Here is a 23,581-nt window from a genome sequence, read left to right on the forward strand (position 1 = left end):
TCAGTCCTCCCCCCGCGGCATGGTCGAGCTGCGCTCCACCGAGCCGAAGTTGCCGATCCCGGGGATGACGGACGGGATCTCGACGCTGGCGGTGACGGTGACCTCGCCGTCGCCGGAGGAGACGGAGAAGGCTGCGTCCAGCCAGTCGCTGATCGACGCGGCCCCGGCGGCGCCGGCGGAGGACGGCGGGTCGTCCAGGGACTCCATACGGGCGGCGGCGCGGGCGGCGGTGCCGGCCTGGGAGGCGGTGTAGGCGGCGACGCCCAGTTGCACCGCGGCGAGCGCGATGAAGATGAGCACGGGCAGGAAGCCGATGTACTCGACGGCCACGGACCCGTGGTCGCGCCCGCGGCGCCGCACCGGCCGCCGGGTTTCGCGCGTCTTCGTACCCGATCTGCTGCGCACCCTCAGCCTCCCTCGTCCGTGGCGCCGGCGGTGCCGCTGACCGTGAACGGGAAGTTGAGCCCGCCCGGGAAGAGGACCGGCACCTTCAGGTCGACGGTGGCGGTGGTGACGCCGTTCGACGAGCCGACCGACACCGAGGCGTCCCAGGCGTCCGGCAGGTCCTCCTCGGCTGCGTCCTCTGCGGAGCCGCCGACGGCGGCGGCGCGCGCGGCCATGTCGGCGGCGTTGCCGGCGAGCGAGTAGGTGTAGCCGACGAGGACGAACTGCCAGACGACGACGAGGGCCAGCGCGATCAGCGGCAGCATCCCGGCGAACTCCACCGACACCTGTCCCCGGTCTCCCCAGCGCCGCCCCCCGCGGCCGGGCGCGGGACCCCGCGCGGCGCCGGGCCCCGGCGCCTCCGGGGCGCCGGGCGGCAGCGCCGGTTTGGCGCCGGGCGGGGCGACCTGCGGCGCGGGCCCCGCGCCGCGCCCGCCGGCGGGGGCGCCCGGACCGGCGCCCGCGCCCAGTGCCCGCTGCGCTCCGCCGCCGTGCGTCCCCTGGCCACCGGCCGCCCCCGGGCCCGGCTGGTCCGGCACCACCGTCAGTCCCAGTTCTCCCGCCACCGTCCACAGCGCCTGCCGTACCGTCGAGCGCTGCTCCAGATCCTGCAGCCGCCCGGCGTCGACCAGCGGCTGCAGTTCCTTGAACGCCGCCGGCACCGCCGTCCGCGCCACCGTGGTCCCGGTGGCGCGGGCGATGATCGACGGCTGGATCTCGGTGTTCCGGGTGAGCCGGTTGACCAGCACGACGGTGTCCTCCGCCTTGCGGATCTGCAGCCGGTCCCACAGCCGCAGCATGCGCTTCGCGCCGCGCACGGAGATCACGTCGGGGGTTGTCACGAGCAGTGCGACGTCGGCGAGTTCGACGGCCGCGGCGTTCGGTGTGGTCACCTGGCTGCCGCAGTCGAGCACCACCACGTCGTAGCGCGACCGCAGCGCGCTGAGCGTCTGCCGCGCGGCCCGGTCGTCGACGTCCTCGCCGCGCTCGCCCTCGGAGGGGGCCAGCAGCAGGCCGAGGCCGGTGTGGTGGGTGAAGACGGCGTCCTGCAGCACCCGCGGCGAGATGTCCTTGATGCCCGCCAGGTCCGCGACCGAGCGGCGGAACTGCACGTCCAGGTAGGACGCGATGTCGCCGGACTGGAGGTCCAGGTCGGCCAGCGCCACCTGCCGCCCGGCGGCCCGCGCGGCGAGCGCGAGCTGCACCGCCGCGACCGTGGTGCCGACACCCCCCTTCGCGCCGCTGACCGTGACGAGCGTGCCGCCCGGACCGCCGAACGCCTCCGGGCCCGTCGCGGCGCCGAGGTGCCGCCGGACGCCGGCGCTCCACTGTGCGGCGGCCTGTACCCGGGCGGCCAGTTCCTCGTACCCCAGCGGCAGCCCGGCGACGCCGCGGGCGCCGGCGTCCATGGCGGCGGAGTACCCGGCGGGCGAGGTGTCGGCGGTGACGAGGACGGTGCCGACGGCGGGGAAGCGCAGCGCGACGTCGCGGATCAGCTCCAGCGCGGGCACGGGGCCGATCCGCTCGTGTACGAGGAGCACCTCGGGCAGTTCGGCCACTCCGGTGCCACCGAGGGTCGCGAGGTGGTCGAGCAGCGCGACGGAGTCGCCGATCGGCGCGGCGGCCTCGGCGTCGGGCAGTTGGTGGAGGAGCGAGACGGTGGCGCGGGCCGCGTCGGGGTCGGCGATGACCGGCTGGATGCGTACGGTCATGGCCGCCGGCCCCCTTCGGCGGGGTACGGGCGCGCGGCCCGCTTCCCGTACGCCCGCGGGACGGCGGGGCTGCGCTGGATGCGGTCGGTCATGTGCGGCCCCTCACCGGTCCTCGTCGAGGGTGTACGTGCGGTCCTCGGGGGCGATGTCCGTGTCCTCCTCGCCGGGGGCGACGAGGGCGAGGCGCACGTGGGTGGCGAAGGACTCCGCGTACGCCACGCGCTGCGCGTCGGAGGTGGCGAGGGCGAAGGTGATCGGCACGGCCTCGCCCTCGTCGGCCCGGGGGTCGTCGTCACCGGTGCGCTCGATCGGGGTCAGCTCGCCGACGTCGAGGACGCGGGCGCCCGCGACGATCACCTGGGAGACGGGCTTGTCCCCGTCGCCCTGGGCGTCGAAGGTGGCGAAGATGTTGACCCGCGCGCCCGGGGTGATCTTTCCGGCGACGCCGGTGGAGGCGTCGATCATGATGGCGATCTCCTGCTGTCCGGGCTCGAGTTCGGGACGGCCGCTGACCATGTCGCTCTGCAGCAGCGAGCCCTGCTTGAGCGGCGTGAGGGCGACCTTGCCGTCCAGCTCGTCCGGGTCGGTGACCGCGGTGTCGGGCAGCCAGCGCTCGGGCATGGTCGTCTTCTCGTACTGGCCGGGATCGAGCGGCTCGTACGCCTCGACGTCGGTGGTGAGCCGGTACGCGGTGGCCTCGTCGCCGACCTTGGACTCCACGTCGCTGACGAACGCCAGCACGCCGGCGAAGGCGCCGAGTGCGACGAGGACCGACAGCAGGACGAGGATGATGCCGCGACGCTGGCGTGAGTTCATCGACGGGACCTCAACGGTTGATCTCGGGGGGTGACGGTGGGGCCGTGCCGACGGCGCTCCGGTGCGGCGGCTGCGGTACGGACCACGGCGGCGGCTGCGCCACGGGCGCGGGCGCGCCCTGCGGCGGCACGGGTGCCGGCACCGCCTGCGGCGGCGCGGGCGAGGGGGCGGCGGGGCCGGGCGGCACCGGGGTGGCGCACAGCAGGCACCGGTCGCCGATGATCTCCAGCCCGCACCACGAACAGCGCGCCCGCTGCACCGACGCCACCAGGCGGCTGAGCACCAGCGGGTCGGTGATCCCGGCGGCGAACTCGCAGACCTTGTCCGTCGCCCACCACGGCGCCGACGCGGCCGGCAGCGGAGCCAGCTCCAGCGCCTGCACCCGCCAGGCGGCGGCCAGTTCGCCGGTGACCCAGGCCGCGTCGGCCCGCCCGGAGGCGTGCACGAGCCCGGTGGCGAAGTCGGGCCCCGGCGGCACGGGGTCGCGGCCGATCCGTACGAGCTGCGGACGGGGCGCGGCGAGGACGGCGAACTGGGCGCCGGGCACCCAGGAGCGGGCGTGGGCGCCGAGGGTCACCGGCACCCGGTCGAGCTTGGCGACGCTGCCGAGGACGGCGCCGGCGTGGATGTAGTGGGTGAGCAGCCGGGCGGCGGTGGCGAGCACGCCGGCGCCGAGGTCGGCGGTGGACAACTGGAGCAACTGGCGGGCGATGACGGCGACCGCGAGCGGCGGTAACGGCAGCGGGATCAGCGCCATCCGGTCGCTCTCCAGCACGGACCGTACGGTGTGCAGCCGGCGGACGACGGCGGCCGGGGCGGCGGCGGGATGGAGCACGACGAGGAAGCCGTGCTGTTCCAGCACGGCGGACACCTCCGCCAGCGCCTCCTCCAGGGGCTGTTCCCGCGGGTGGCGCAGCGCCATCACCGTGGGCCCCGGGAGGCCGGGCGGGCCCTGCCGGCCGAGCGGCCCGTGCCGGCCGGGGGCGGGGAGCACGAGGTCGGGGCTGGTGACTGCGATGGCTGTTGGCACGTCGGGCGTCCCCCCACCGGTCTCAGACACGCTCTGAGCACCATAACCGGGACGTGGACTGCGGAAACACCTTTTATGCAAAGAGGGTTGGGGTGCACGGGGGACGGCCGGGGGCGGGCCGGAGGGAGCCGTTCGCGGTGCGGCTCCCCGGCGGGAGGGCTTGACACCCGTATTGGTCTGGACCAAGTTGGGCGACGCACCCTGTACCGGCCCGCACCGCCCTGACACGTATGTCCCGGTCCACCCCCGACCCCGCACGGTCCCGCTCCTCACGCGCTCCCCCGTTACGGAGGCCCCCGTGTTCCGAGCACGCAGACCCCGCACGCCCCGCACCGTCCGGACCGCCCGAAGGTCCTTCCGCCGGCTCGCCGTCGCCGCGGCCGGCGGCCTCCTCGCCACGCTCCTCGGCGCCCCGCTGGCCGCGAGCGCGGAGCCCAACCTGGTCCAGAACCCCGGCTTCGAGTCCGGCCTGAGCGGCTGGACCTGTTCCGGCGGCGCCGGCACCACCGTCACCGGCCCGGTGCACAGCGGCACCTCGGCGCTGCGCGCCACCCCGGCCGGGCAGGACTACGCCCGCTGCACGCAGACCGTCGCGGTCCGGCCCGACTCCGCGTACGAGCTGAGCGCGTGGGTGCAGGGCTCGTACGTCTACCTCGGCGCCACCGGCACCGGCACCACCGACGTCTCCGCCTGGACCTCGGGGGCGTCCTCGTACTCCCAGCTCAGGACGAGCTTCACCACCGGGCCGGACACCACCTCGGTGACGGTCTACACCCACGGCTGGTACGGCCAGCCCGCCTACCACGCCGACGACGTCAGCCTCACGGGGCCCGGCGGCGACCCGGGCGCCGTCCCCGCCGCGCCCACCGGCCTGGACGTGACCGGCACCGCCGCCCGCTCCGTCTCGCTGGGCTGGTCCCCCGTCACCGGTGCGACCGGCTACCACGTCTACCGCGACGGCACGAAGGTGCTCAGCACCGACGGGGCCTCCGCGACCGTCACCGGGCTGACACCCTCGACCGCGTACCGGTTCCAGGTGACCGCGACCAACGCCGCCGGCGAGTCGCCGAAGTCCGCGACGGTCACCGGCACCACGGCCCCGGACGGCGGGGGCGGCACCACGGTGCCCAGGCACGCGGTGACGGGCTACTGGCAGAACTTCAACAACGGCGCGACCGTGCAGCGGATCCGCGACGTGAGCAGCCAGTACGACATCATCGCCGTCGCCTTCGCCGACGCGACCGCCACCCCGGGCGCGGTGACCTTCACCCTCGACTCCGCCGGCCTCGGCGGCTACACCGTCGCCGAGTTCAAGCAGGACGTCGCCGCCAAGCAGCAGGCGGGCAAGACCGTGATCATCTCGGTCGGCGGCGAGAGGGGCACGGTCGCGGTGAACTCCTCCGCCGCGGCCACGAACTTCGCGAACAGCCTGTACACGCTCATGCAGGAGTACGGCTTCGACGGGGTCGACATCGATCTGGAAAACGGCCTGAACTCGACCTACATGACGCAGGCGCTGCGCCAGTTGTCACAGAAGGCGGGCCCGGACCTCGTGATCACGATGGCGCCGCAGACCATCGACATGCAGTCGACCGCCGGCGAGTACTTCAAGACCGCGCTGAACATCAAGGACATCCTCACCGTCGTCAACATGCAGTACTACAACAGCGGGACGATGCTCGGCTGCGACGGCGGGGTGTACGCACAGGGCACGATCGACTTCCTCACCGCCCTGGCCTGCATCCAGCTCGAAGGCGGGCTCGCGCCCTCGCAGGTGGGACTCGGCCTGCCGGCGTCCACGCGCGCCGCGGGCGGCGGCTACACCGCACCGTCCGTCGTCAACGCCGCGCTGGACTGTCTCGCCCGCGGGACGAACTGCGGCTCGTTCAAGCCCCCGCGGACCTACCCGGACCTGCGCGGCGCCATGACGTGGTCGACCAACTGGGACGCCACCGCCGGCAACGCCTGGTCCGGCGCGGTGGGCCCGCACGTACACGCCCTGCCCTGACCGGCCCGTCCGCGGCCGGCCGCCTCCCGCGCCGCCGGCCGTTTGGACGTCCCGGGCCCGCCCGCCCGTGCAGCCCGGGCGGGCGGGCCCTTGTCCGTCCCCCTGCGGGCTACCAGGGCAGGTCCCTGATCTGCTGCACGCACAGCACGACGAAGAGCATTCCGGAGACGGTCAGCAGGGAGTTGCTGAGCGGGCCGTTGCGCCACTGCGGCGGGGTGCGGCCGGTGTTGAGCAGCCACAGCAGCGTCAGCGCGAGGAAGGGCATGAAGAACGCGCCGAGCACGCCGTACGTGATGACGATGGCGAACGGCTGGTCGAGCCAGAGCAGCGTCATCGGCGGGAACGTCAGCCACAGCAGGTACGCGCGGAACGGCAGCGATCGCTCCCGGCTGCCCACGGCGACCTCCCGCGCGCTGCCGTCGCCCGCGCCCCGCCCGCCGCGCACGTTCTCCACGAAGTCCGCGAAGAGCAGGCTGACGCCGTGCCAGACGCCGATGAGCGAGGTGAACGAGGTGGCGAAGAAGCCGATGAGGAAGAGGTTCGCGGTGGCGGCGCCGTAGCGCTCCTCAAGGATGTCGCCGAGGTCGACCAGTCCCTTGTCGCCCGACTCCAGCGTGAGGTGCGTGGCGTGGAGCAGCTCGGCGCCGACGAACAGCATCGCGACGACGAAGACGCCGGTGGTGATATAGGCGACCCGGTTGTCCAGCCGCATGACCTTCAGCCAGCCGATGTCCGTCCAGCCCTTGGCGTTGACCCAGTAGCCGTACGCCGCCATGGTGATCGTGCCGCCGACGCCGCCGATCAGGCCCAGGGTGTAGAGCAGCGAGTCGTCGGGCAGCGTGGGCCACAGCCCCGCGAAGGCGTCCCCGAGGTTCGGGGAGACGCGGACGGCGACGTAGACCACGACCACGAACATGACGCCGACCAGGACGGTCATGACCTTCTCGAAGACCGCGTAGCGGTTGAACCAGACGAACACCAGGCCGGCGAGGCCCGTGAGGATGCCCCAGGTCTTCAGCTCCGGCCCGTCGGGGAAGAGCGCGACGAGCGGCAGCGCGGAGGACGACATGGCCGTGGCGCCGTAGACGAAGCCCCAGATGACGACGTAGACGGCGAAGTAGACGGAGGTCCAGGTGCCGAGGGTGCGCCAGCCCTCGAACAGGGTGCGGCCGGTGGCCAGGTGCCAGCGGCCGACGGCCTCGGCAAGGGCGACCTTGACCACGCAGCCTATGACGGCAGCCCAGAGCAGGGTGTAGCCGAACTTGCTGCCCGCGAGCAGCGTGGCCACCAGGTCGCCGGCACCGACACCGGTCGCGGCGACGACGATTCCCGGCCCGATGTAGCGCCACTTGGCCTTTCTCATCCCGGGCGGTGCGGACGCGGACTCGGTGCGGTCGGCCATGAGCGGCTCCTTCGCAGCTCGTCCCCCCTGCGATCCCCGTGATTGAAAGGGATCCGCGGACGGCCGCACAAGAGGGCGTACATACCCGAACACACGGGCACCGCACGGGCATGGCACCCCGGTGGCCTCTTGACCTGACCACGCCAGGTTCAGAACCATTGACCCGCACCACAGCTCCACACGACACCACGTCGCCATGCACCACCCCACACCCCCACATCAGGAGCAGGCATGCGACTACGCATTCGGTCGGTGACCCTGACCGCGGTGCTCTCCCTCGCCGCCGCCGGCGCCCTCAGCGCCGCCGGCGCGGAACCCGCCGCCGAGCGGGCGGAGGCGAAGGCGGCCGGAACGAGCACGTCCCGCGCACAGCAGGGCGAGGAGATCCGGCAGTACGAGGTACAGGGACAGACCGGCCGCGAGGCCCGCACCCGCCTCGCCGCCACCGGCGTCTCCATCGACGAGGCACGCGACCACTCCGTGGTCGTCTCCGCCGACGCCTCCCAGGCGCGGCAGCTCCGCGCGCTCGGCTACCGGCTGGAGCAGCTCCCGGCGCCGCCCGCCCGGCTCGGCGACGGCCCTCCCACGACGCTCGACTTCCCCCCGGCCGACTCCGGCTACCACAACTACGCGGAGATGACCGCGGAGATCGACGAGCGGATCGCGCAGCGCCCGGAGCTCATCAGCAAGCAGGTCATCGGCACCTCGCACGAGGGCCGCGACATCGTCGCCATCAAGATCAGCGACAACGTCAGCGCCGACGAGGACGAGCCCGAGGTCCTCTTCACCCACCACCAGCACGCCCGCGAGCACCTGACCGTCGAGATGGCGCTGTACCTGCTCGGCGAGTTCGCGGACGGCTACGGCACCGACCAGCGGATCACCGACGTCGTCGACGGCCGCGAGATCTGGATCGTGCCGGACCTCAACCCGGACGGCGGCGAGTACGACATCGCCTCCGGCTCGTACCGCAGCTGGCGCAAGAACCGCCAGCCGAACTCCGGCTCCAGCGCCGTCGGCACGGACCTGAACCGCAACTGGAACTACCGCTGGGGCTGCTGCGGCGGCTCCTCCGGCAGCCCGTCGAGCGACACCTACCGCGGCAGCGCAGGCGAGTCGGCCACGGAGGTCAAGGTCGTCGCCGACTTCGCGCGCAGCCGGGTCGTGGACGGCGAGCAGCAGATCACGGCGGGCATCGACTTCCACACGTACAGCGAGCTGGTGCTGTGGCCGTACGGGTACACCTACGACGACACCGGCCCCGGGCTGACGCAGGACGACCGCGACGCGTTCGCCGCGGTCGGGGAGAAGATGGCCGCGAGCAACGGCTACACGCCGCAGCAGTCGAGCGACCTGTACATCACGGACGGGTCGGTCAACGACTATCTCTGGGGCGAGCAGAAGGTCTTCAGCTATACGTTCGAGATGTACCCGAGTTCGGCGGGCGGCGGCGGGTTCTACCCGCCCGACGAGGTCATCGAGCGGGAGACCGGCCGCAACCGGGACGCGGTGCTGCAACTGCTGGAGAACGCCGACTGCATGTACCGCTCGATCGGCAAGGAAGCCGAGTACTGCGCCGGCTGACACAGGGGCGCGCCCCCGGGAGGCGGGGGCGCGCCGTACCACGGAGGGCCGGCGGTCACGCGGCGCGGCCGTAGCCGGCGAGCGTGTCCCGGACGGACGCCTCCCGGGCGGGCGCCGCGTGCTTGCCGCGCTCGGCGGTCTCGATCCGGCGTTCGGCGTTGCGCTCGCGCCGGTCGAAGTACAGGGCCGGGCCGACCAGGATCGCGGCCATGAGGAGCAGGACCAGGGTTCCGACGGTGTAGTCGAGGATCGCGTTCATGTCGTCTACGATCCCTGATCCTTGCACACACAAACAGTGGCAGCCCTGCCAGGGACCTTCGAATTACTGCCAGGACGGTGGCATACTGGCCGCATGCTCTCCAACGTCGTGTGTCTGCTCACCGATGACGTCAACGCCTTCGAGCTGGGCGTCGTCTCCGAGGTCTTCGGCATGGACCGCCGCGAGGAGGGCCTGCCGCTCTACGACTTCGCCTTCGCCGCCCCGCACCCGGGCCGCGTCACCGTCCACCCCGGCCTGCCCGTCGACGTGCCGCACGGCCTGGAGCGGTTCGCCGGCGCCGACCTGATCGCCGTCCCGGCGGGCCAGCAGTTCGCGTACCGCGACTTCCCGCCCGAGCTGCTGCACGCGCTGCGCGAGGCGGTGGCCCGCGGCACGAAGGTGCTGAGCGTGTGCACCGGTGCGTTCCTCCTCGCCCAGGCCGGTCTGCTCGACGGCCGCCGCTGCACGACGCACTGGCTCTACACCGACATGCTCAGGCGCGAGTACCCGCAGGCGCTCGTCGAGCCGGACGTGCTCTACGTCGCCGACGGCCCGGTGCTCACCTCCGCCGGCACCGCCTCCGGCATCGACGCCTGCCTCGCCCTCGTCCGCGAGGAGCAGGGCAGCAAGGTGGCCAACGCGATCGCCCGCCGGATGGTCGTACCGCCGCACCGGGACGGCGGCCAGGCGCAGTACATCGAGCGGCCGGTGCGCGCCACGTGCGAGGACGACGCCATCGGCCGGGTGCTGGCCTGGCTGCAGGAGCACCTCGACGAGGACGCGACGGTCGAGCAGCTTGCGGCGCGGGCGCACCTCGCGCCGCGTACGTTCGCCCGCCGCTTCCAGCAGGAGACGGGCACGACGCCGTACCAGTGGCTGCTGGGCCAGCGGCTGCTGCTGGCCCAGCAGTTGCTGGAGGAGACCGACGCCACGGTGGACACCATCGCGTCCCGCGCGGGCTTCGGCAACGCCGCGACGCTGCGCCACCACTTCCTGCGCCGGCTCGACATCACGCCCCACGCCTACCGGCGCACGTTCCGCGGCCCGGCCGTCGGCGCGGGGCGCTGACGGGCGGGCCGCGGCGGTCCCGCTCAGCCGAGCACGGCCAGGCAGTCGATCTCCACGAGCAGACCCGCGGGCAGCCCGACGTACACGGTCGTACGCGCCGCAGGCGGCTGCTCCAGCTCCGCGAAGTAGGCGTCGTAGATCTGGTTGAACTCGGCGAAGTGGGCGGTGTCGGTGAGGTAGACGCGGATCATCACCGCGTCCTCCCAGGACGCGCCACCCTCCTCCAGCACCGCCTTCACGTTCGACAGCGTCTGCTCGGTCTGCGCGCGCAGCGTCGGGCCCGCCGGGGTCGGCGGCTTGCCCTCCTCGGCGGGCAGGAAGCCGACCTGGCCCGCTACCTGCAGGATGTTGCCCTTGCGCACGCCCGCGGAGAAGCGCGCCGGCGGCGGGACGTGGGTGGCGGGGGTGACGTCGGTCTTCTGGGCCTTGTCGCTCATGCGGGCACTCTTCCGGAGTAGTCGTCACTGATCGCTGCCGCCGTGCGGCGGAGCTGCGGGAGGAGGGTCATCAGCTCGTCCGCGGTGACGACGACGTTCGGCGCCGACAGGGAACAGGCGGCGGCGGTACGGCCGTCGGCGCCGCGGATGGGGGCGCCGATGCAGTTGATGGACTCCTCGTGGCCGCCGAAGTCGGCGGCCCAGCCCTGCTCGCGCACCGTGGCCAGCTCGGCGAGCAGGGCCTGGGCGTCGGGCGTCGAACGGGGCGTGTACATGGGATATTCCAGCCGCTCGGCGACGGCGCGCCGCTCCGGCTCCGGCAGGTCGGCGAGCAGCAGCTTGGCCACGGCCGCGACGGTGATCGCGACGGGCCGGCCGATGCGCGAGTACATGCGCACCGGGTAGCGGCTCTCGACCTTGTCGATGTACATCACCTCGCGGTCCTCGTAGACGGCGAGGTGCACGGTGTGCCCGGTGAGTTCGCCGAGTCTCACCAGGTGCGGGTGGGCGATCTCGCGTACGTCCAGGCTCTCGGCCGCCGCCTGGGCGAGGGCGAAGAGCCGGGCACCGAGGCGGTAGCGCTGGTCGTCCTGGCGGTAGACCAGGCCGTGTTCGTGGAGGGTGCGCAGCAGCCGCATCGCGGTGGTCTTGTGCACGCCGAGCCGGGTGGCGACCTGTTCCAGCCCCGCCGGGCCGTCGGCGAGCATCGGCAGGATGGCGAGCGCGCGGCCGACCGACTGGCTCATCGTGTCCTCCCACCGTGCGTGGTGCCGTCCCTGCTCCGTGTCTCCGGCCGTTGACCAGCCGTTCGCCCGGATGTTAGACAGCGGTGTCGGTATACGCAATGCACGTTGCGCGTTGCGCAACCAACCTGCTGGAGGGCTTCATGGCGTCGCTCGGGGAGCTGGCGGAAGAACGCATCGACCACCGCTTCAAGGGCCTGCCGCCCGACGCGGAGGGGCTGACCGCCGGCGAGCTGGCCGCCCAGCGCCGGTCGCTCTTCACCGGCGGCTTCACCACCCCCGTGCTCACGCTCTCCGCTCCCGCGCTGGAGCACAACCTGGACGCGCTCGCCCGCTTCGCCGCCGCCCACGGCCTGGCCTTCGCGCCGCACGGCAAGACGACGATGGCCCCGCAGCTCTTCCAGCGCCAGCTCGACCGGGGCGCCTGGGGCATCACGGTCGCGGTCCCCCACCAGGCGAGGGTGGCGCGGGCGTTCGGCGTCCGGCGGATCTTCCTGGCCAACGAGCTGGTCGACGCCGCCGCGCTGCGCTGGCTCGCCGCCGAGCTGGCCGCCGACCCGGACTTCCGGCTCGTCGCCTACGTCGACTCGGTGCGCGGCGTCGAGCTGATGGACGCCGCGCTGCGGGCGGCCGGGGCCACACGGCCGGTGGAGGTCACCGTCGAGCTGGGCGGCGGCCCGGACGCGCGTACCGGTGCCCGTACGGAGGTCGAGTGCCGCGCGGTCGCCGAGGCGGCGGCGCGGACGCGGACCTTGCGGCTGGTCGGGGTCGCCGGGTACGAGGCGGAGGCGCCGGGCGCGGACGGCGCGGTGGTACGGGGCTGGATGCGGCGGCTGCTGGGGCTGGCGGCCGAGCTGGATGCCGCCGGGCTCTTCGCGGACGCCGACGAGATCGTGGTCAGCGCGGGGGGCAGCGCGTGGTTCGATGCCGTCGCCGACGGCTTCGCGGCGGCGCCGGAGCTGTCGCGGCCGGTGCTCAAGCTGCTGCGCTCGGGGGCGTACGTCAGCCACGACGACGGCCACTACAGCCGGGTGACGCCGTTCAACCGGGTGCCCGCGGAGGGGTCGCTGACGCCGGCGTTCCGGCTGTGGACGCAGGTGGTCTCGCGGCCGGAGCCGGGGCAGGCGTTCGTCAACGCCGGCAAGCGGGACGCCGCGTACGACCTCGACCTGCCGGTGCCGGTGGCGGTGCGCCGGTTCGACGCGGCCGGCGGGGCGGGCGCGGAGCGGGCGGCGACGGGGATCACCGTGCGCAGGCTCTCGGACCAGCACGCCTGGCTGGACGTGACCCCCGAGGGGGTGGACCTCCAGGTCGGGGACTGGGTGGCGCTGGCGCTGTCGCACCCGTGCACGATCTTCGACAAGTGGCCGCTCATCCCTCTGGTGGACCAGGACGGTACGGTCACGGAGTACGTACGGACCTTCTTCTGAGCGGCACCGGGGGGGCGGACATGGAGCTGGTGATCCGCGGCGCCCTCGTCGTCGACGGATCGGGGGCGCCCGGCCGCCGCGCCGACGTCGGGCTGACCGGCGGCCGGATCGCGGCCGTCGCGCCCCGGCTGACCGGCCGGTCCGTCCTCGACGCCGGCGGCCTGGTCCTCTCCCCCGGCTTCATCGACATGCACGCCCACTCCGACCTCGCCCTGCTGCGCGACCCCGCGCACACCGCCAAGGCCGCGCAGGGCGTGACCCTGGAAGTCATCGGCCAGGACGGACTGTCGTACGCGCCCGTGGACGACCGCACACTCGACGGGCTGCGCCGGCAGATCGCCGGCTGGAACGGCGGCGGGCCCGGCGACGACGCGGTGGCGTTCGACTGGCGCACGGTCGGCGAGTACCTCGACCGCCTCGACCGCGGCCCCGACGGCGACGGGCTGGCCGTCAACGCCGCGTACCTCGTGCCCCAGGGCACCGTGCGCATGCTGGCCCTGGGCTGGGAGGACAGGCCGGCGCAGGACGACGAGCTGGCGCACATGAAGCGGCTCGTCGCCGAAGGCATGGAGCAGGGTGCGGTCGGGATGTCGTCGGGGCTCACGTACCCGCCCGGGATGTACGCGCCGACCGCCGAGCTGACGGAGCTGTGCCGGGTCGTCGCCGCGTACGGCGGCTACTACTGCCCGCACCACCGCTCGTACGGCGCCGGCGCTCTCGGCGCGTACGCCGAGATGCTCGGCCTCGCCCGGGACGCCGGCTGCGCGCTGCACCTCGCGCACGCCACCGTGAACTTCGACGTCAACGCCGGCCGCGCCGCCGAGCTGACCGCCCTGCTGGACCGGGCGCTCGCCGAGGGCGTGGACGTCTCGCTGGACACCTACCCCTACCTCGCCGGCTGCACCACGCTGGGGGCGCTGCTGCCGAGCTGGGCGGCGGTCGGCGGCCCGGAGGCGATGCTCGCCCGGCTGCGGGACGCGGACACCGCGGCGCGGATACGGCACGCGCTGGAGGTCGAGGGCTCCGACGGGTCGCACGGCGTGCCCATGGACTGGTCGACGATCGAGGTCTCGGGCGTGGGCGACCCGGCGCTCGCGCACTGGGTGGGGCGGCGGCTCCCGGACTTCGACGCGGCCCGCCGGCTGCTGCTGGACGACCGGCTGGCGACGACGATCCTGCAGCACGTCGGGCACGAGGAGAACGTCCGGGCGATCATGGCCCACCCCGCGCACACGGGCGGCAGCGACGGCATCCTGCACGGCGCGAAGCCGCACCCCCGGGCGTACGGCACCTTCCCGCACTACCTCGGCCACTACGTGCGCGAGCTGGGCGTGCTCACCCTGGAGGAGTGCGTCCACCACCTCACCGCCCGCCCGGCGGCCCGGCTGCGGCTGGCGGACCGCGGGCTGGTACGGGAGGGGTACGTGGCCGACCTGGTGCTCTTCGACCCGGCGACGGTGGCGGCGGGGGCGACCTACGCCGAGCCGCGACGGGGCCCGGTGGGGGTGCCGTACGTGCTGGTGGGCGGAGAGTTCGTCATGCGGGAGGGCCGCCGGACCGCGGCGGTGCCGGGGCGGACGGTGCGACGCCGCGGCCGGCCCTGAGGCCCGCGGTCAGCACCATGGCGTAGCCCGGCAGCGCCTCCCCTCCTCCGGCCGGCGTCGACGGCGAGGGTGAAGGGGGCCGAGGCGCGGGAGGCGCGCAGCAGCCGGGCGAGCCGGGCCGCGGCCCGGCCGGTGCCGGGGTGCCGTCGTCGGGCGCGGCCACGGGCTCGTCGTTGACGAGCGCGAGCGAGTCGGCGCCGAGTCCGGAGAACACCGGCCGGCCGGTGGGAGACGGGGCCGCCGTCCGGGCGTTGTGGCAGGTACGGGCTCGACCCGGAGGGCGCTCGGTCATGTGACCGGGCTCGCATGTTATCCGGAGGCGGGGCGCGGGGACGGCCCGTACAGTGGCCGCATGCAGGTGATCCAGTCAACGAAGCTCGCCAACGTCTGCTACGACATCCGGGGCCCCGTGCTCGAGGAGGCGATGCGGCGTGAGGCGGCGGGTCACCAGATCCTCAAGCTGAACATCGGCAACCCGGCCCCGTTCGGCTTCGAGTGCCCGCCGGAGATCCTGGAGGACCTCCTCCGCACGGCCGGCAGCGCCCACGGGTACGGCGACTCCAAGGGCATCCTGCCCGCCCGCCGCGCCGTGATGCAGCACTACCAGACCGCGGGCATCGACCTCGACGTCGAGGACGTCTTCCTCGGCAACGGCGTCTCCGAGCTGATCCAGATGTCCATGCAGGCTCTCCTCAACGACGGCGACGAGGTCCTGATCCCGGCCCCGGACTACCCGCTGTGGACGGCCGCGGTCTCCCTGGCCGGCGGCACCCCGGTGCACTACCGCTGCGATGAGCAGGCCGACTGGATGCCCGACCTCGACGACGTCGAACGCCGCATCACGGACCGCACCCGCGCCCTGGTCGTCATCAACCCGAACAACCCCACCGGCGCCGTCTACGACGCGGAGGTGATGCGCGGCCTGACCGACATCGCCCGGCGCCACGGCCTGGTGGTGTGCTCCGACGAGATCTACGACAAGATCCTCTACGACGACGCCACCCACGCGCCCACCGCCACCTACGCCCCCGACCTGCTGGTCCTCACCTTCAACGGGCTCTCCAAGGCGTACCGCGTGGCCGGCTACCGCAGCGGCTGGCTGGCCGTCTGCGGCCCCAAGCACGACGCCCGCAGCTATCTGGAGGGCCTGACGATCCTGGCGAACATGCGCCTGTGCGCCAACGTCCCCGCGCAGCACATCGTCGCCACCGCCCTCGGCGGGCGCCAGTCGATCAAGGACCTGATCCTCCCGGGAGGCCGCCTCCTGGTCCAGCGCGACACCGCCTACGACCTGCTCACCCAGATCCCGGGCGTCACCTGCATCAAACCCAAGGGCGCCCTCTACGCCTTCCCCCGGCTGGACCCCAAGGTCCACAAGATCAAGGACGACGCCCGCTTCGTCCTCGACCTCCTCCGCGCGGAGAACATCCTGCTGGTCCAGGGCACCGGCTTCAACTGGCCCCGCCCGGACCACTTCCGCATCGTCACCCTCCTCGAAAAGGACGGCCTGACGGACGCCATCACCCGCATCGGCACGTTCCTGGACGGCTACCGCCAGCGGTAGCCTCCCGCCGACCGTCCGGGCGGAACCCCGGACGGCACGCCGCCACGCAGGGGTCGCTCACGGAGTTGGGCCGGGTGCGCCGCGTCGTGCGACGATGCCCGTATGAACCGGTTGGCTGGTGTGACCTCGCCGTATCTGCTCCAGCACGCCGACAACCCCGTCGACTGGTGGCCCTGGTGCACCGAGGCGTTCGACGAGGCGCGGCGGCGGGATGTGCCCGTGCTGCTGTCGGTGGGTTATGCCTCCTGCCACTGGTGTCACGTGATGGCGCGGGAGTCCTTCGCCGACGAGGCCACCGCCGCGGAGCTGAACGCCGGTTTCGTCAGCATCAAGGTCGACCGCGAGGAGCGGCCGGACGTCGACGCCGTGTACATGGAGGCGGTGCAGGCCGCCACCGGGCAGGGCGGGTGGCCGATGACGGTGTTCCTCACGCCCGACGCCGAGCCGTTCTACTTCGGGACGTACTTCCCGCCGCAGCCGCGGGGCGGCATGCCGTCGTTCCGGCAGGTGCTGCAGGGGGTCGCGGCGGCGTGGGCGGACCGGCGGGGGGAGGTCACCGAGGTGGCGGCGCGGGTGGCGGCGGACCTCGCGGGGCGGACGCTGAGCGCGGCGGCGGGCGGTACGGCGGACGGGGCGCCGGGGGCGGCGGAGGTGCACGCGGCGCTGCTGGGGCTGACGAAGGACTTCGACGCGGTACGGGGCGGGTTCGGCGGCGCGCCGAAGTTCCCGCCGGCGATGGTGCTGGAGTTCCTGCTGCGCCACCACGCCCGTACCGGCTCGGCGGCGGCGCTGGAGATGGTGCGGGCCACCTGCGAGGCGATGGCCCGCGGCGGCATCTACGACCAGCTCGGCGGCGGCTTCGCGCGCTACTCGGTGGACGCGGAGTGGGTCGTCCCGCACTTCGAGAAGATGCTCTACGACAACGCCCTGCTCGCCCGCGTCTACGCCCACCTCTGGCGCGCGACCGGCAGCGAGCAGGCCCGGCGGGTGGCGCTGGAGACCGCGGACTTCCTGGTGCGCGAACTGCGCACGGAGGAGGGCGGCTTCGCCTCCGCGCTCGACGCAGACAGCGACCGGCCCGGCGGCGGCGGGCACGCCGAGGGCGCGTACTACGTGTGGACGCCCGAGGAGCTGCGCGAGGTACTCGGGGCGGAGGACGCGGTGCTGGCCGGGACGTACTACGGCGTGCCCGAGGCACCGGAGGCGGCCACGTTCGAGGAGGGCGCCTCGGTGCTGCAACTGCCGGATACGGGGATGCCGTTCGACGCCGAGCGGACCAGCTCCGTACGGGAGCGGCTGACGGCGGCGCGGGCCGAACGGCCGCGCCCGTTCCGCGACGACAAGGTGGTCACCGCCTGGAACGGGCTGGCCGTCGCCGCCCTCGCGGAGATCGGCGCGTACTTCGACCGGCCGGACCTCGTCGACGCCGCGGTGGCCGCGGCGGACCTGCTGGTGCGGGTGCACATGACGGACGGCAGCGGCGGTCCGGGCACGGTGGCGCGGCTCGTACGGACCTCGCGCGGCGGAGAGGCGGGCGAGTCCGCCGGTGTGCTGGAGGACTACGCCGACGTGGCGGAGGGCTTCCTCGCGCTCACGGCCGTCACCGGCGAAGGGACCTGGCTCCACCTCGCCGGGCTGCTCCTCGACACCGTGCTCGACCGGTTCCGCGGCGAGGGCGGTACGTTGTACGACACCGCCGACGACGCCGAGCAGCTCATCCGGCGCCCCCAGGACCCGACGGACAACCCGACGCCCTCCGGCTGGACGGCGTCGGCCGCGGCACTGCTGTCCTACGCCGCGTACACCGGCAGCGCCCGGCACCGCGAGGCGGCCGAACAGGCCCTCGGCATCGTGGCGAAGCTGGGCCCGCGGGCGCCCCGCTTCGTCGGCTGGGGCCTCGCGGCGGCGGAAGCGGCGCTGGACGGCCCGCGCGAAGTCGCCGTCGTCGGGCCCCCGGACGACCCGCGCCTCGCGGAGCTCCACCGCACGGCCCTCCTCTCCCCCGCCCCCGGCGCGGTGATCGCGACCGGCCCGGCGTCCGGTACGGGCGACGGCCCGGCCGCACCGGTCGACGACCCCGAGGCCGTCCCCCTCCTCGCCGGCCGCCCTCTCGTCGACGGCGCTCCCGCCGCGTACGTCTGCCGCCACTTCGTCTGCGCCGCCCCGGTGACCCGGCCCGAGGAGCTACGCGCCCAGGTGACCCCCACGGCACCGCCGGAGGGCTGACGCGCGGCCACGCGTCACGGCGCCGGGCCGCGTCACGGCACCGCGGGCGCCCTGCCGGCGGCCTGCCTCGGGCCGCCTCCCGCTCCCCGCCGGGCGGAGGCACCGGACGGGGCCGCGCCCCTCACCGCCCTGTACGCGGTTCTTATGGGGCCGTTGTGGCACCGTGGCCTGCCTTTTCCTCGCCGGGCCGCGTCCCGGATTCCCGCTGCTCGCCTCGCCTTTCGTCGGGCAGCCGCACGGCGGTGAGGACCGCGGTGAGCAGCGCGGCGAGTCCGCAGACCAGCAGGGCCGCGTCCATGCCCTGCACGTACGCGGAGGAGGCCGATTCCGCAAGCCGGGGGGCATCCAGCCGCTCGGCGACCGCGTGCGCCGCGACCACGGTCTCCCGCGCCTCGTCCGCCGCGGTCCCCGGCACCCCCTCGGTGTCCAGTCGGTCCGTGAACACCCCGTTCAGCAGGCTGCCCAGCAGGGCGACCCCGATGGCAGCGCCGAGCTGCCGCAACGTGGTCAGCAGCCCCGTACCGCGCCCCGCCCGGCTCACGGGCAGCGCGCCGAGGGCGGCGTCCATGGTCGGCACCAGGGCGGCCCCGAGGCCGAGTCCGGTGACGGTCAGCCACACCGCCGTGAAGCGGTACGGGTCGGAGGCGTCCGTACGCGTGCCGAGCACCATCGCGAACGCGAAGACCGCCATCCCCGCGCTGGCCACGACCCGCGAGCCGAGCCGGGCCATCAGCGACGGCGCCGCCCGCGCGGCGACCAGTACGCCCGCCATCAGCGGCATGAGCCGCAGCGCCGTGCCGAACGGGCCGTTGCCCAGCACCTCCTGGAGATACGGCGGCAGCACGAACAGCAGGCCCGCCATCACGAACGTCGCGAGCACGGCCACGATCGCGTTCCACCGGAAGGCACGGTCGCCCAGCAGCTCCAGGTCCAGCATCGGCCGGACCGCGCGCCGTTCCCGCAGCACCAGCCGGCCGAGCAGCACCGCCGAGCCGGCCAGCGGCCCCGCCACCAGCGGCTCGTCCCACCCGCGCGTCGGCCCCTCGATGACCCCGAGGACCAGCCCGCCGAGCCCGAGGATGCTGAGCACGGTGCTCACCGGGTCGACGCGCGGCGCGGCCGCGTCACGAGTCTCGGGTACGAGCAGCAGCGCCGCGGCGATGCCGAGGACCACCAGCGGGATGTTCAGCATGAAGAGGGCGCCCCACCAGAAGTGGTCGAGCAGCCAGCCGCCCGCCAGCGGCCCCGCCGACAGGCCGACCGCCATGCCGGCGGTCACCGCTCCGACGGCCCTCGGGCGTTCATCGTCGCCGAAGAGCGTGGGGATGACCGAGATCGCCAGCGGCAGGATGAGCGCCCCGCCCAGGCCCATCACCGTGCGCGACACGATCACCGCCCCCGGGCCGGAGGCGAACGTGCCCATGAGACTGCCGGTCAGGAAGATCAGCAGCCCGGTCACCAGCAGCCGGCGCCGCCCGAACCGGTCCCCCAGCAGCCCCGCGGGCAGCATGCAGGCGGCGAAGACCACCGCGTACGCGTCCACGATCCACCGCAGCTCACCGGTGCCTGCCTGAAGGTCCGCCGCCATCGTGGGCAGCGCGACGTTGAGAATCGTCATGTCGAACCCGAGCACGAGCACCGACATGACGAGCCCGCCGAGAGCCCACCAGCGCCTTCTGGAAGCCACTCGCAAAAAGTAGCAACTTTCAGAATTGGCCGCCAGGGTCGCGGCCGGCCGGCATCCGCACACCTGCGGCGGCAACGGGAAAGGTCCGGCCCACACAGGAGGAGGTGCGGGCCGGACCGGGATCACTGCGGAATGCCTCCGCACGGGGCCACGAGCGCGCCTTGCGGAGAGGGGGGTGGCATTCGGCACCCGATGACGACCGGGTCCTAGTTGCCGCTCTGCAGCGGCGCGAACTGGACCGACGCCGTGGGGCCGACCACGGCGTACTTGTTGCCCGAGACCCGGTTTTCGGTCTTGTAGACGTCGACGTCGGCGTCGGTCTTGTTCCAGGTCTTGTGGGTCTTGTTGAACGAATTGTGGATCTTGGTGTCCTCCTTGTGGATCTTGTTGAAGGACTTGTCGAACTTGTTGCTCTCCTTGTGGACCTTGTTGAACGACTTGTCGAACTTGTTCTTCTCCTTGTGGACCTTGTTGTACGACTTGCTGGTGTGCGATTTGCTGCAGCACGGCTTGCCGTGCTTCGAGGACGCGGCGGCCTGGGCCGAAGCCGCGCCGGCCCCGGCGAGACCGACGACGACGGCGCTGACGGCCACGGAGCGGGCGAGCATACGGATGCGCATTTTCTGCCTCCACGGGAAGTGAGGGTGCTGGTTCGCACCGAATAACAGCACCCCCGGGGCTTTCACACCCCGAATCGCGGCGGCCGACACGAGCGGATCACCCGGACAGAGGGACGGCCGGCCGGCAGGAACTCTCCCCGCCCGACTCAGGCGTGGCGGTACGCGACGAGCGAGATCCCCACGTAATGGACGGCGAATGCGGCCAGCGTGAACGAGTGGAAGACCTCGTGAAATCCGAACCAACGCGGCGACGGGTTCGGCCGCTTGATGCCGTAGATCACACCACCCGCGCTGTACAGCACGCCGCCGACGACCACCAGCACGAACACCGCGATACCGCCCGCGCGCATGAAGTCCGGCAGAAAGAACACCGCCGCCCAGCCCATGGCGATGTAGCACGGCGTGTACAGCCACCGCGGCGCACCGACCCAGAAGACGCGGAACGCGATCCCGGCGAGCGCCGCCGCCCAGATGAACCAGAGCAGCGCCTGCTGCCTGCCGCCTTCCAGCAGCAGGATCGTGAACGGCGTGTACGTGCCGGCGATGATCAGGAAGATGTTGGCGTGGTCGAGCCTGCGCAGCACGGCCGTACCCCGCGGACCCCAGTCGCCGCGATGGTAGAGCGCACTCACACCGAAGAGCAGACACGCCGTCAACGTGTAGACGGCGCAGGCCAGCCGTCCGCGCGGACTCTCCGCCAGCGCCGTCAGCAGCACGCCCGCGAACAGCGCCGCGGGGAACATCACCGCGTGCAACCAGCCGCGCAGCCGCGGCTTGAGCGCGGCGGCCGCGGCATTGGCGACACGCTGCAGCTCTCCCTCGCCCGTCGCACTCATGCGCCCATGCTACCTACGCGCCCGTAGGTAACGGCCGCGGAGTGGCGCTGCTCACGCGGGCCCCGCTGGACATGACGTCTGAGCTACCTCATCATCAAACGAGCGCACACCCGACACCGGATGAGCTCATATGAGCGGCAGCCGGGTCGGCGCCCCCAAGGGGTCATGGTCCTGAAAACCAGATAGACAAGACATCAAGGAAGAAACGCCCGACATCCCTCGACATCTGGAGCAAGCAGCACTCATGGCCACCCCGAGCAAGCACGAAGGGCTCCTCTCCTGGGTCCAGGAGATCGCCGACCTCACCCAGCCCGACGAGATCGTGTGGTGCGACGGCTCCCAGGCGGAGTACGACCGCCTGTGCGCCGGGCTCGTCGCCAAGGGCACCTTCACGGAACTGGACCCGGTCAAGCGGCCCGGTTCGTATCACGCCGCCTCCGACCCGACCGACGTCGCGCGCGTCGAGGACCGTACGTTCATCTGCTCCGAGCAGGAGGAGGACGCCGGGCCGACCAACCACTGGATGGACCCCGCCGAGATGCGCGAGGTCTTCACCGGCACCTCCGGCGAGGGCGGTCTCTTCCGGGGCGCCATGCGCGGACGCACCATGTACGTCGTCCCCTTCTGCATGGGCCCGCTGGGCTCCCCGCTCTCCGCGCTGGGCGTCGAGATCACCGACTCCGCGTACGTCGCCACCGCCATGCGCACCATGACCCGCATGGGCCGCCCGGTCCTCGACGAGCTGGGCGACGACGGCTTCTTCGTCAAGGCCGTCCACTCCGTCGGGGCGCCCCTGGAGCCGGGACAGCAGGACGTGCCCTGGCCGTGCAGTTCGACCAAGTACATCTCGCACTTCCCCGAGACCCGCGAGATCTGGTCGTACGGATCGGGCTACGGCGGCAACGCCCTGCTGGGCAAGAAGTGCTACGCCCTGCGGATCGCCTCCGTCATGGCACGCGATGAGGGCTGGCTCGCCGAGCACATGCTCGTCCTCAAGCTCACCCCGCCGCGCGGCGAGGCCGTGTACGTGGCGGCCGCGTTCCCGTCGGCCTGCGGGAAGACCAACCTCGCGATGCTGGAGCCGACCACCCGCGGATGGACCGTGGAGACCATCGGCGACGACATCGCCTGGATGCGCTTCGGCGAGGACGGCCGGCTGTACGCCATCAACCCCGAGGCCGGCTTCTTCGGCGTCGCGCCCGGCACCGGCGAGCACACCAACGCCAACGCCATGAAGACCCTGTGGGGCAACGCCGTCTTCACCAACGTCGCCCTCACCGACGACGGCGACGTGTGGTGGGAGGGCATGACCGACGAGCCGCCGACGCACCTCACCGACTGGCTCGGCAACGACTGGACCCCGCAGTCCGGCACCCCCGCCGCCCACCCCAACGCCCGCTTCACCGTGCCGGCCGCGCAGTGCCCGACGATCGCGCCGGAGTGGGAGGACCCCGCGGGGGTGCCGATCTCGGCGATCCTCTTCGGCGGCCGCCGCGCCACCGCGGTGCCGCTGGTCACCGAGTCGTTCGACTGGCAGCACGGCGTCTTCCTCGGCGCCAACGTCGCCTCCGAGAAGACCGCCGCCGCCGAGGGCAAGGTCGGCGAGCTGCGCCGCGATCCGTTCGCCATGCTGCCGTTCTGCGGCTACAACATGGGCGACTACTTCGGCCACTGGCTGAAGGTCGGCGCGGATGCGGACCCCGCGAAGCTGCCGAAGATCTACTACGTGAACTGGTTCCGCAAGGACGCGGACGGATCGTTCGTCTGGCCCGGGTTCGGCGAGAACAGCCGCGTGCTGAAGTGGATCGTCGAACGGCTCAACGGCACGGCCGAGGGGGTCCGGACACCGATCGGGGTGCTGCCCGCAAAGGGCGCGCTGGACGTCGACGGGCTCGAACTCACCGACGAACAGCTCGACTTCCTGCTCTCCGTGGACCCCGAGGTCTGGCGTGAGGAGGCCGCGCTGATCCCCGCGCACCTCGACACCTTCGGCGACCACACTCCCAAGGAGCTGTGGGACGAGTACCACGCACTGGTCGACCGCCTGGGCTGACCTGGTACGGGGCCGGCCGGACCGGCGGGGGCGACAACGGCGTCGCACCCGCCGGTCC

19 protein-coding genes are annotated in these 23,581 nt (G+C 73.0%); 8 read left to right on the top strand and 11 right to left on the bottom strand.

The window, feature by feature from the left end:
- From I003_RS0111085 to I003_RS0111100, 4 genes are all read right to left on the bottom strand, one after another.
- Positions 1–405: a TadE/TadG family type IV pilus assembly protein gene (locus tag I003_RS0111085; RefSeq protein ID WP_486584181.1), complete on the bottom strand. Its 405-nt coding sequence runs from the start codon at positions 403–405 to the stop codon at positions 1–3.
- Between the two features lie 2 nt (positions 406–407).
- Positions 408–2,156, bottom strand: a complete 1,749-nt coding sequence (locus tag I003_RS0111090; protein ID WP_027771589.1) for an AAA family ATPase — start codon at positions 2,154–2,156, stop codon at positions 408–410.
- Between the two features lie 102 nt (positions 2,157–2,258).
- Positions 2,259–2,972 (bottom strand): Flp pilus assembly protein CpaB, encoded by a 714-nt coding sequence (gene cpaB, locus I003_RS0111095; protein ID WP_027771590.1) that lies wholly within the window; start codon positions 2,970–2,972, stop codon positions 2,259–2,261.
- A gap of 10 nt (positions 2,973–2,982) precedes the next feature.
- Positions 2,983–3,966, bottom strand: a complete 984-nt coding sequence (locus I003_RS0111100; protein WP_027771591.1) for a hypothetical protein — start codon at positions 3,964–3,966, stop codon at positions 2,983–2,985.
- A 334-nt stretch (positions 3,967–4,300) separates the two neighbouring features.
- Between I003_RS0111100 and I003_RS0111105 the strand changes: the two genes are divergently transcribed.
- Entirely contained in the window at positions 4,301–6,010 is a 1,710-nt protein-coding gene (locus tag I003_RS0111105) for a glycoside hydrolase family 18 protein (RefSeq protein WP_027771592.1), read from the top strand.
- Between the two features lie 109 nt (positions 6,011–6,119).
- Here the strand turns inward: I003_RS0111105 and I003_RS0111110 are convergent, their stop codons facing one another.
- Positions 6,120–7,412, bottom strand: coding sequence for an Nramp family divalent metal transporter (locus I003_RS0111110; protein ID WP_027771593.1), 1,293 nt, complete (start codon positions 7,410–7,412; stop codon positions 6,120–6,122).
- A gap of 231 nt (positions 7,413–7,643) precedes the next feature.
- On the opposite strand from I003_RS0111110, the gene I003_RS0111115 reads away from it, so the two are divergent.
- Positions 7,644–8,996, top strand: a complete 1,353-nt coding sequence (locus tag I003_RS0111115) for a M14 family metallopeptidase (protein ID WP_051368188.1) — start codon at positions 7,644–7,646, stop codon at positions 8,994–8,996.
- 55 nt (positions 8,997–9,051) lie between these two features.
- On the opposite strand, the gene I003_RS0111120 is transcribed toward I003_RS0111115, so the two are convergent.
- The gene (locus I003_RS0111120) at positions 9,052–9,255 is read right to left on the bottom strand and encodes a hypothetical protein (RefSeq protein WP_027771595.1); all 204 of its coding nucleotides are present in this window, start codon (positions 9,253–9,255) and stop codon (positions 9,052–9,054) included.
- Positions 9,256–9,348: 93 nt separating this feature from the next.
- On the opposite strand from I003_RS0111120, the gene I003_RS0111125 reads away from it, so the two are divergent.
- Positions 9,349–10,323 carry a helix-turn-helix domain-containing protein gene (locus I003_RS0111125; protein ID WP_027771596.1) on the top strand — a complete coding sequence of 325 codons (975 nt, stop codon included), beginning with the start codon at positions 9,349–9,351 and terminating at the stop codon, positions 10,321–10,323.
- Between the two features lie 23 nt (positions 10,324–10,346).
- Here the strand turns inward: I003_RS0111125 and I003_RS0111130 are convergent, their stop codons facing one another.
- Together I003_RS0111130 and I003_RS0111135 are read right to left on the bottom strand one after the other, a co-directional pair.
- Complete coding sequence (locus I003_RS0111130) at positions 10,347–10,760, bottom strand: RidA family protein (RefSeq protein WP_027771597.1); 414 nt, start codon at positions 10,758–10,760, stop codon at positions 10,347–10,349.
- Positions 10,757–11,506: an IclR family transcriptional regulator gene (locus I003_RS0111135; RefSeq protein ID WP_027771598.1), complete on the bottom strand. Its 750-nt coding sequence runs from the start codon at positions 11,504–11,506 to the stop codon at positions 10,757–10,759. The genes I003_RS0111130 and I003_RS0111135 overlap by 4 nt, the downstream gene beginning before the upstream one ends.
- Before the next feature lie 98 nt (positions 11,507–11,604).
- Between I003_RS0111135 and I003_RS0111140 the strand changes: the two genes are divergently transcribed.
- The 4 genes from I003_RS0111140 (at position 11,605) to I003_RS0111155 (ending at position 18,327) form a co-directional block, all read left to right on the top strand.
- Complete coding sequence (locus tag I003_RS0111140) at positions 11,605–12,933, top strand: alanine racemase (protein WP_051368189.1); 1,329 nt, start codon at positions 11,605–11,607, stop codon at positions 12,931–12,933.
- A gap of 20 nt (positions 12,934–12,953) precedes the next feature.
- A complete protein-coding gene (locus I003_RS0111145) occupies positions 12,954–14,537 on the top strand; it encodes a D-aminoacylase (protein WP_027771600.1) in 1,584 nt (527 codons plus the stop codon).
- A 352-nt stretch (positions 14,538–14,889) separates the two neighbouring features.
- Positions 14,890–16,101: a pyridoxal phosphate-dependent aminotransferase gene (locus I003_RS0111150; protein ID WP_027771601.1), complete on the top strand. Its 1,212-nt coding sequence runs from the start codon at positions 14,890–14,892 to the stop codon at positions 16,099–16,101.
- Between the two features lie 102 nt (positions 16,102–16,203).
- Positions 16,204–18,327, top strand: coding sequence for a thioredoxin domain-containing protein (locus I003_RS0111155; protein ID WP_027771602.1), 2,124 nt, complete (start codon positions 16,204–16,206; stop codon positions 18,325–18,327).
- 142 nt (positions 18,328–18,469) lie between these two features.
- Here I003_RS0111155 and I003_RS0111160 read toward each other — a convergent pair whose 3' ends face one another.
- The 3 genes from I003_RS0111160 to trhA all read right to left on the bottom strand — a co-directional run bounded on the left by I003_RS0111160 (position 18,470) and on the right by trhA (position 21,470).
- Positions 18,470–19,972: an MFS transporter gene (locus I003_RS0111160; RefSeq protein ID WP_027771603.1), complete on the bottom strand. Its 1,503-nt coding sequence runs from the start codon at positions 19,970–19,972 to the stop codon at positions 18,470–18,472.
- Between the two features lie 248 nt (positions 19,973–20,220).
- On the bottom strand, positions 20,221–20,634 hold the full coding sequence (locus I003_RS0111165; protein ID WP_486584182.1) for a hypothetical protein: 414 nt from the start codon (positions 20,632–20,634) through the stop codon (positions 20,221–20,223).
- A gap of 146 nt (positions 20,635–20,780) precedes the next feature.
- Positions 20,781–21,470: a PAQR family membrane homeostasis protein TrhA gene (gene trhA, locus I003_RS0111170; RefSeq protein WP_037720628.1), complete on the bottom strand. Its 690-nt coding sequence runs from the start codon at positions 21,468–21,470 to the stop codon at positions 20,781–20,783.
- 244 nt (positions 21,471–21,714) lie between these two features.
- Here trhA and I003_RS0111175 point away from each other — a divergent pair, with 244 nt between their 5' ends.
- Positions 21,715–23,523, top strand: a complete 1,809-nt coding sequence (locus I003_RS0111175) for a phosphoenolpyruvate carboxykinase (GTP) (RefSeq protein ID WP_027771606.1) — start codon at positions 21,715–21,717, stop codon at positions 23,521–23,523.
- The last annotated feature ends 58 nt before the right edge of the window (positions 23,524–23,581 follow it).

It is taken from the genome of Streptomyces sp. CNQ329 (genome assembly GCF_000482585.1).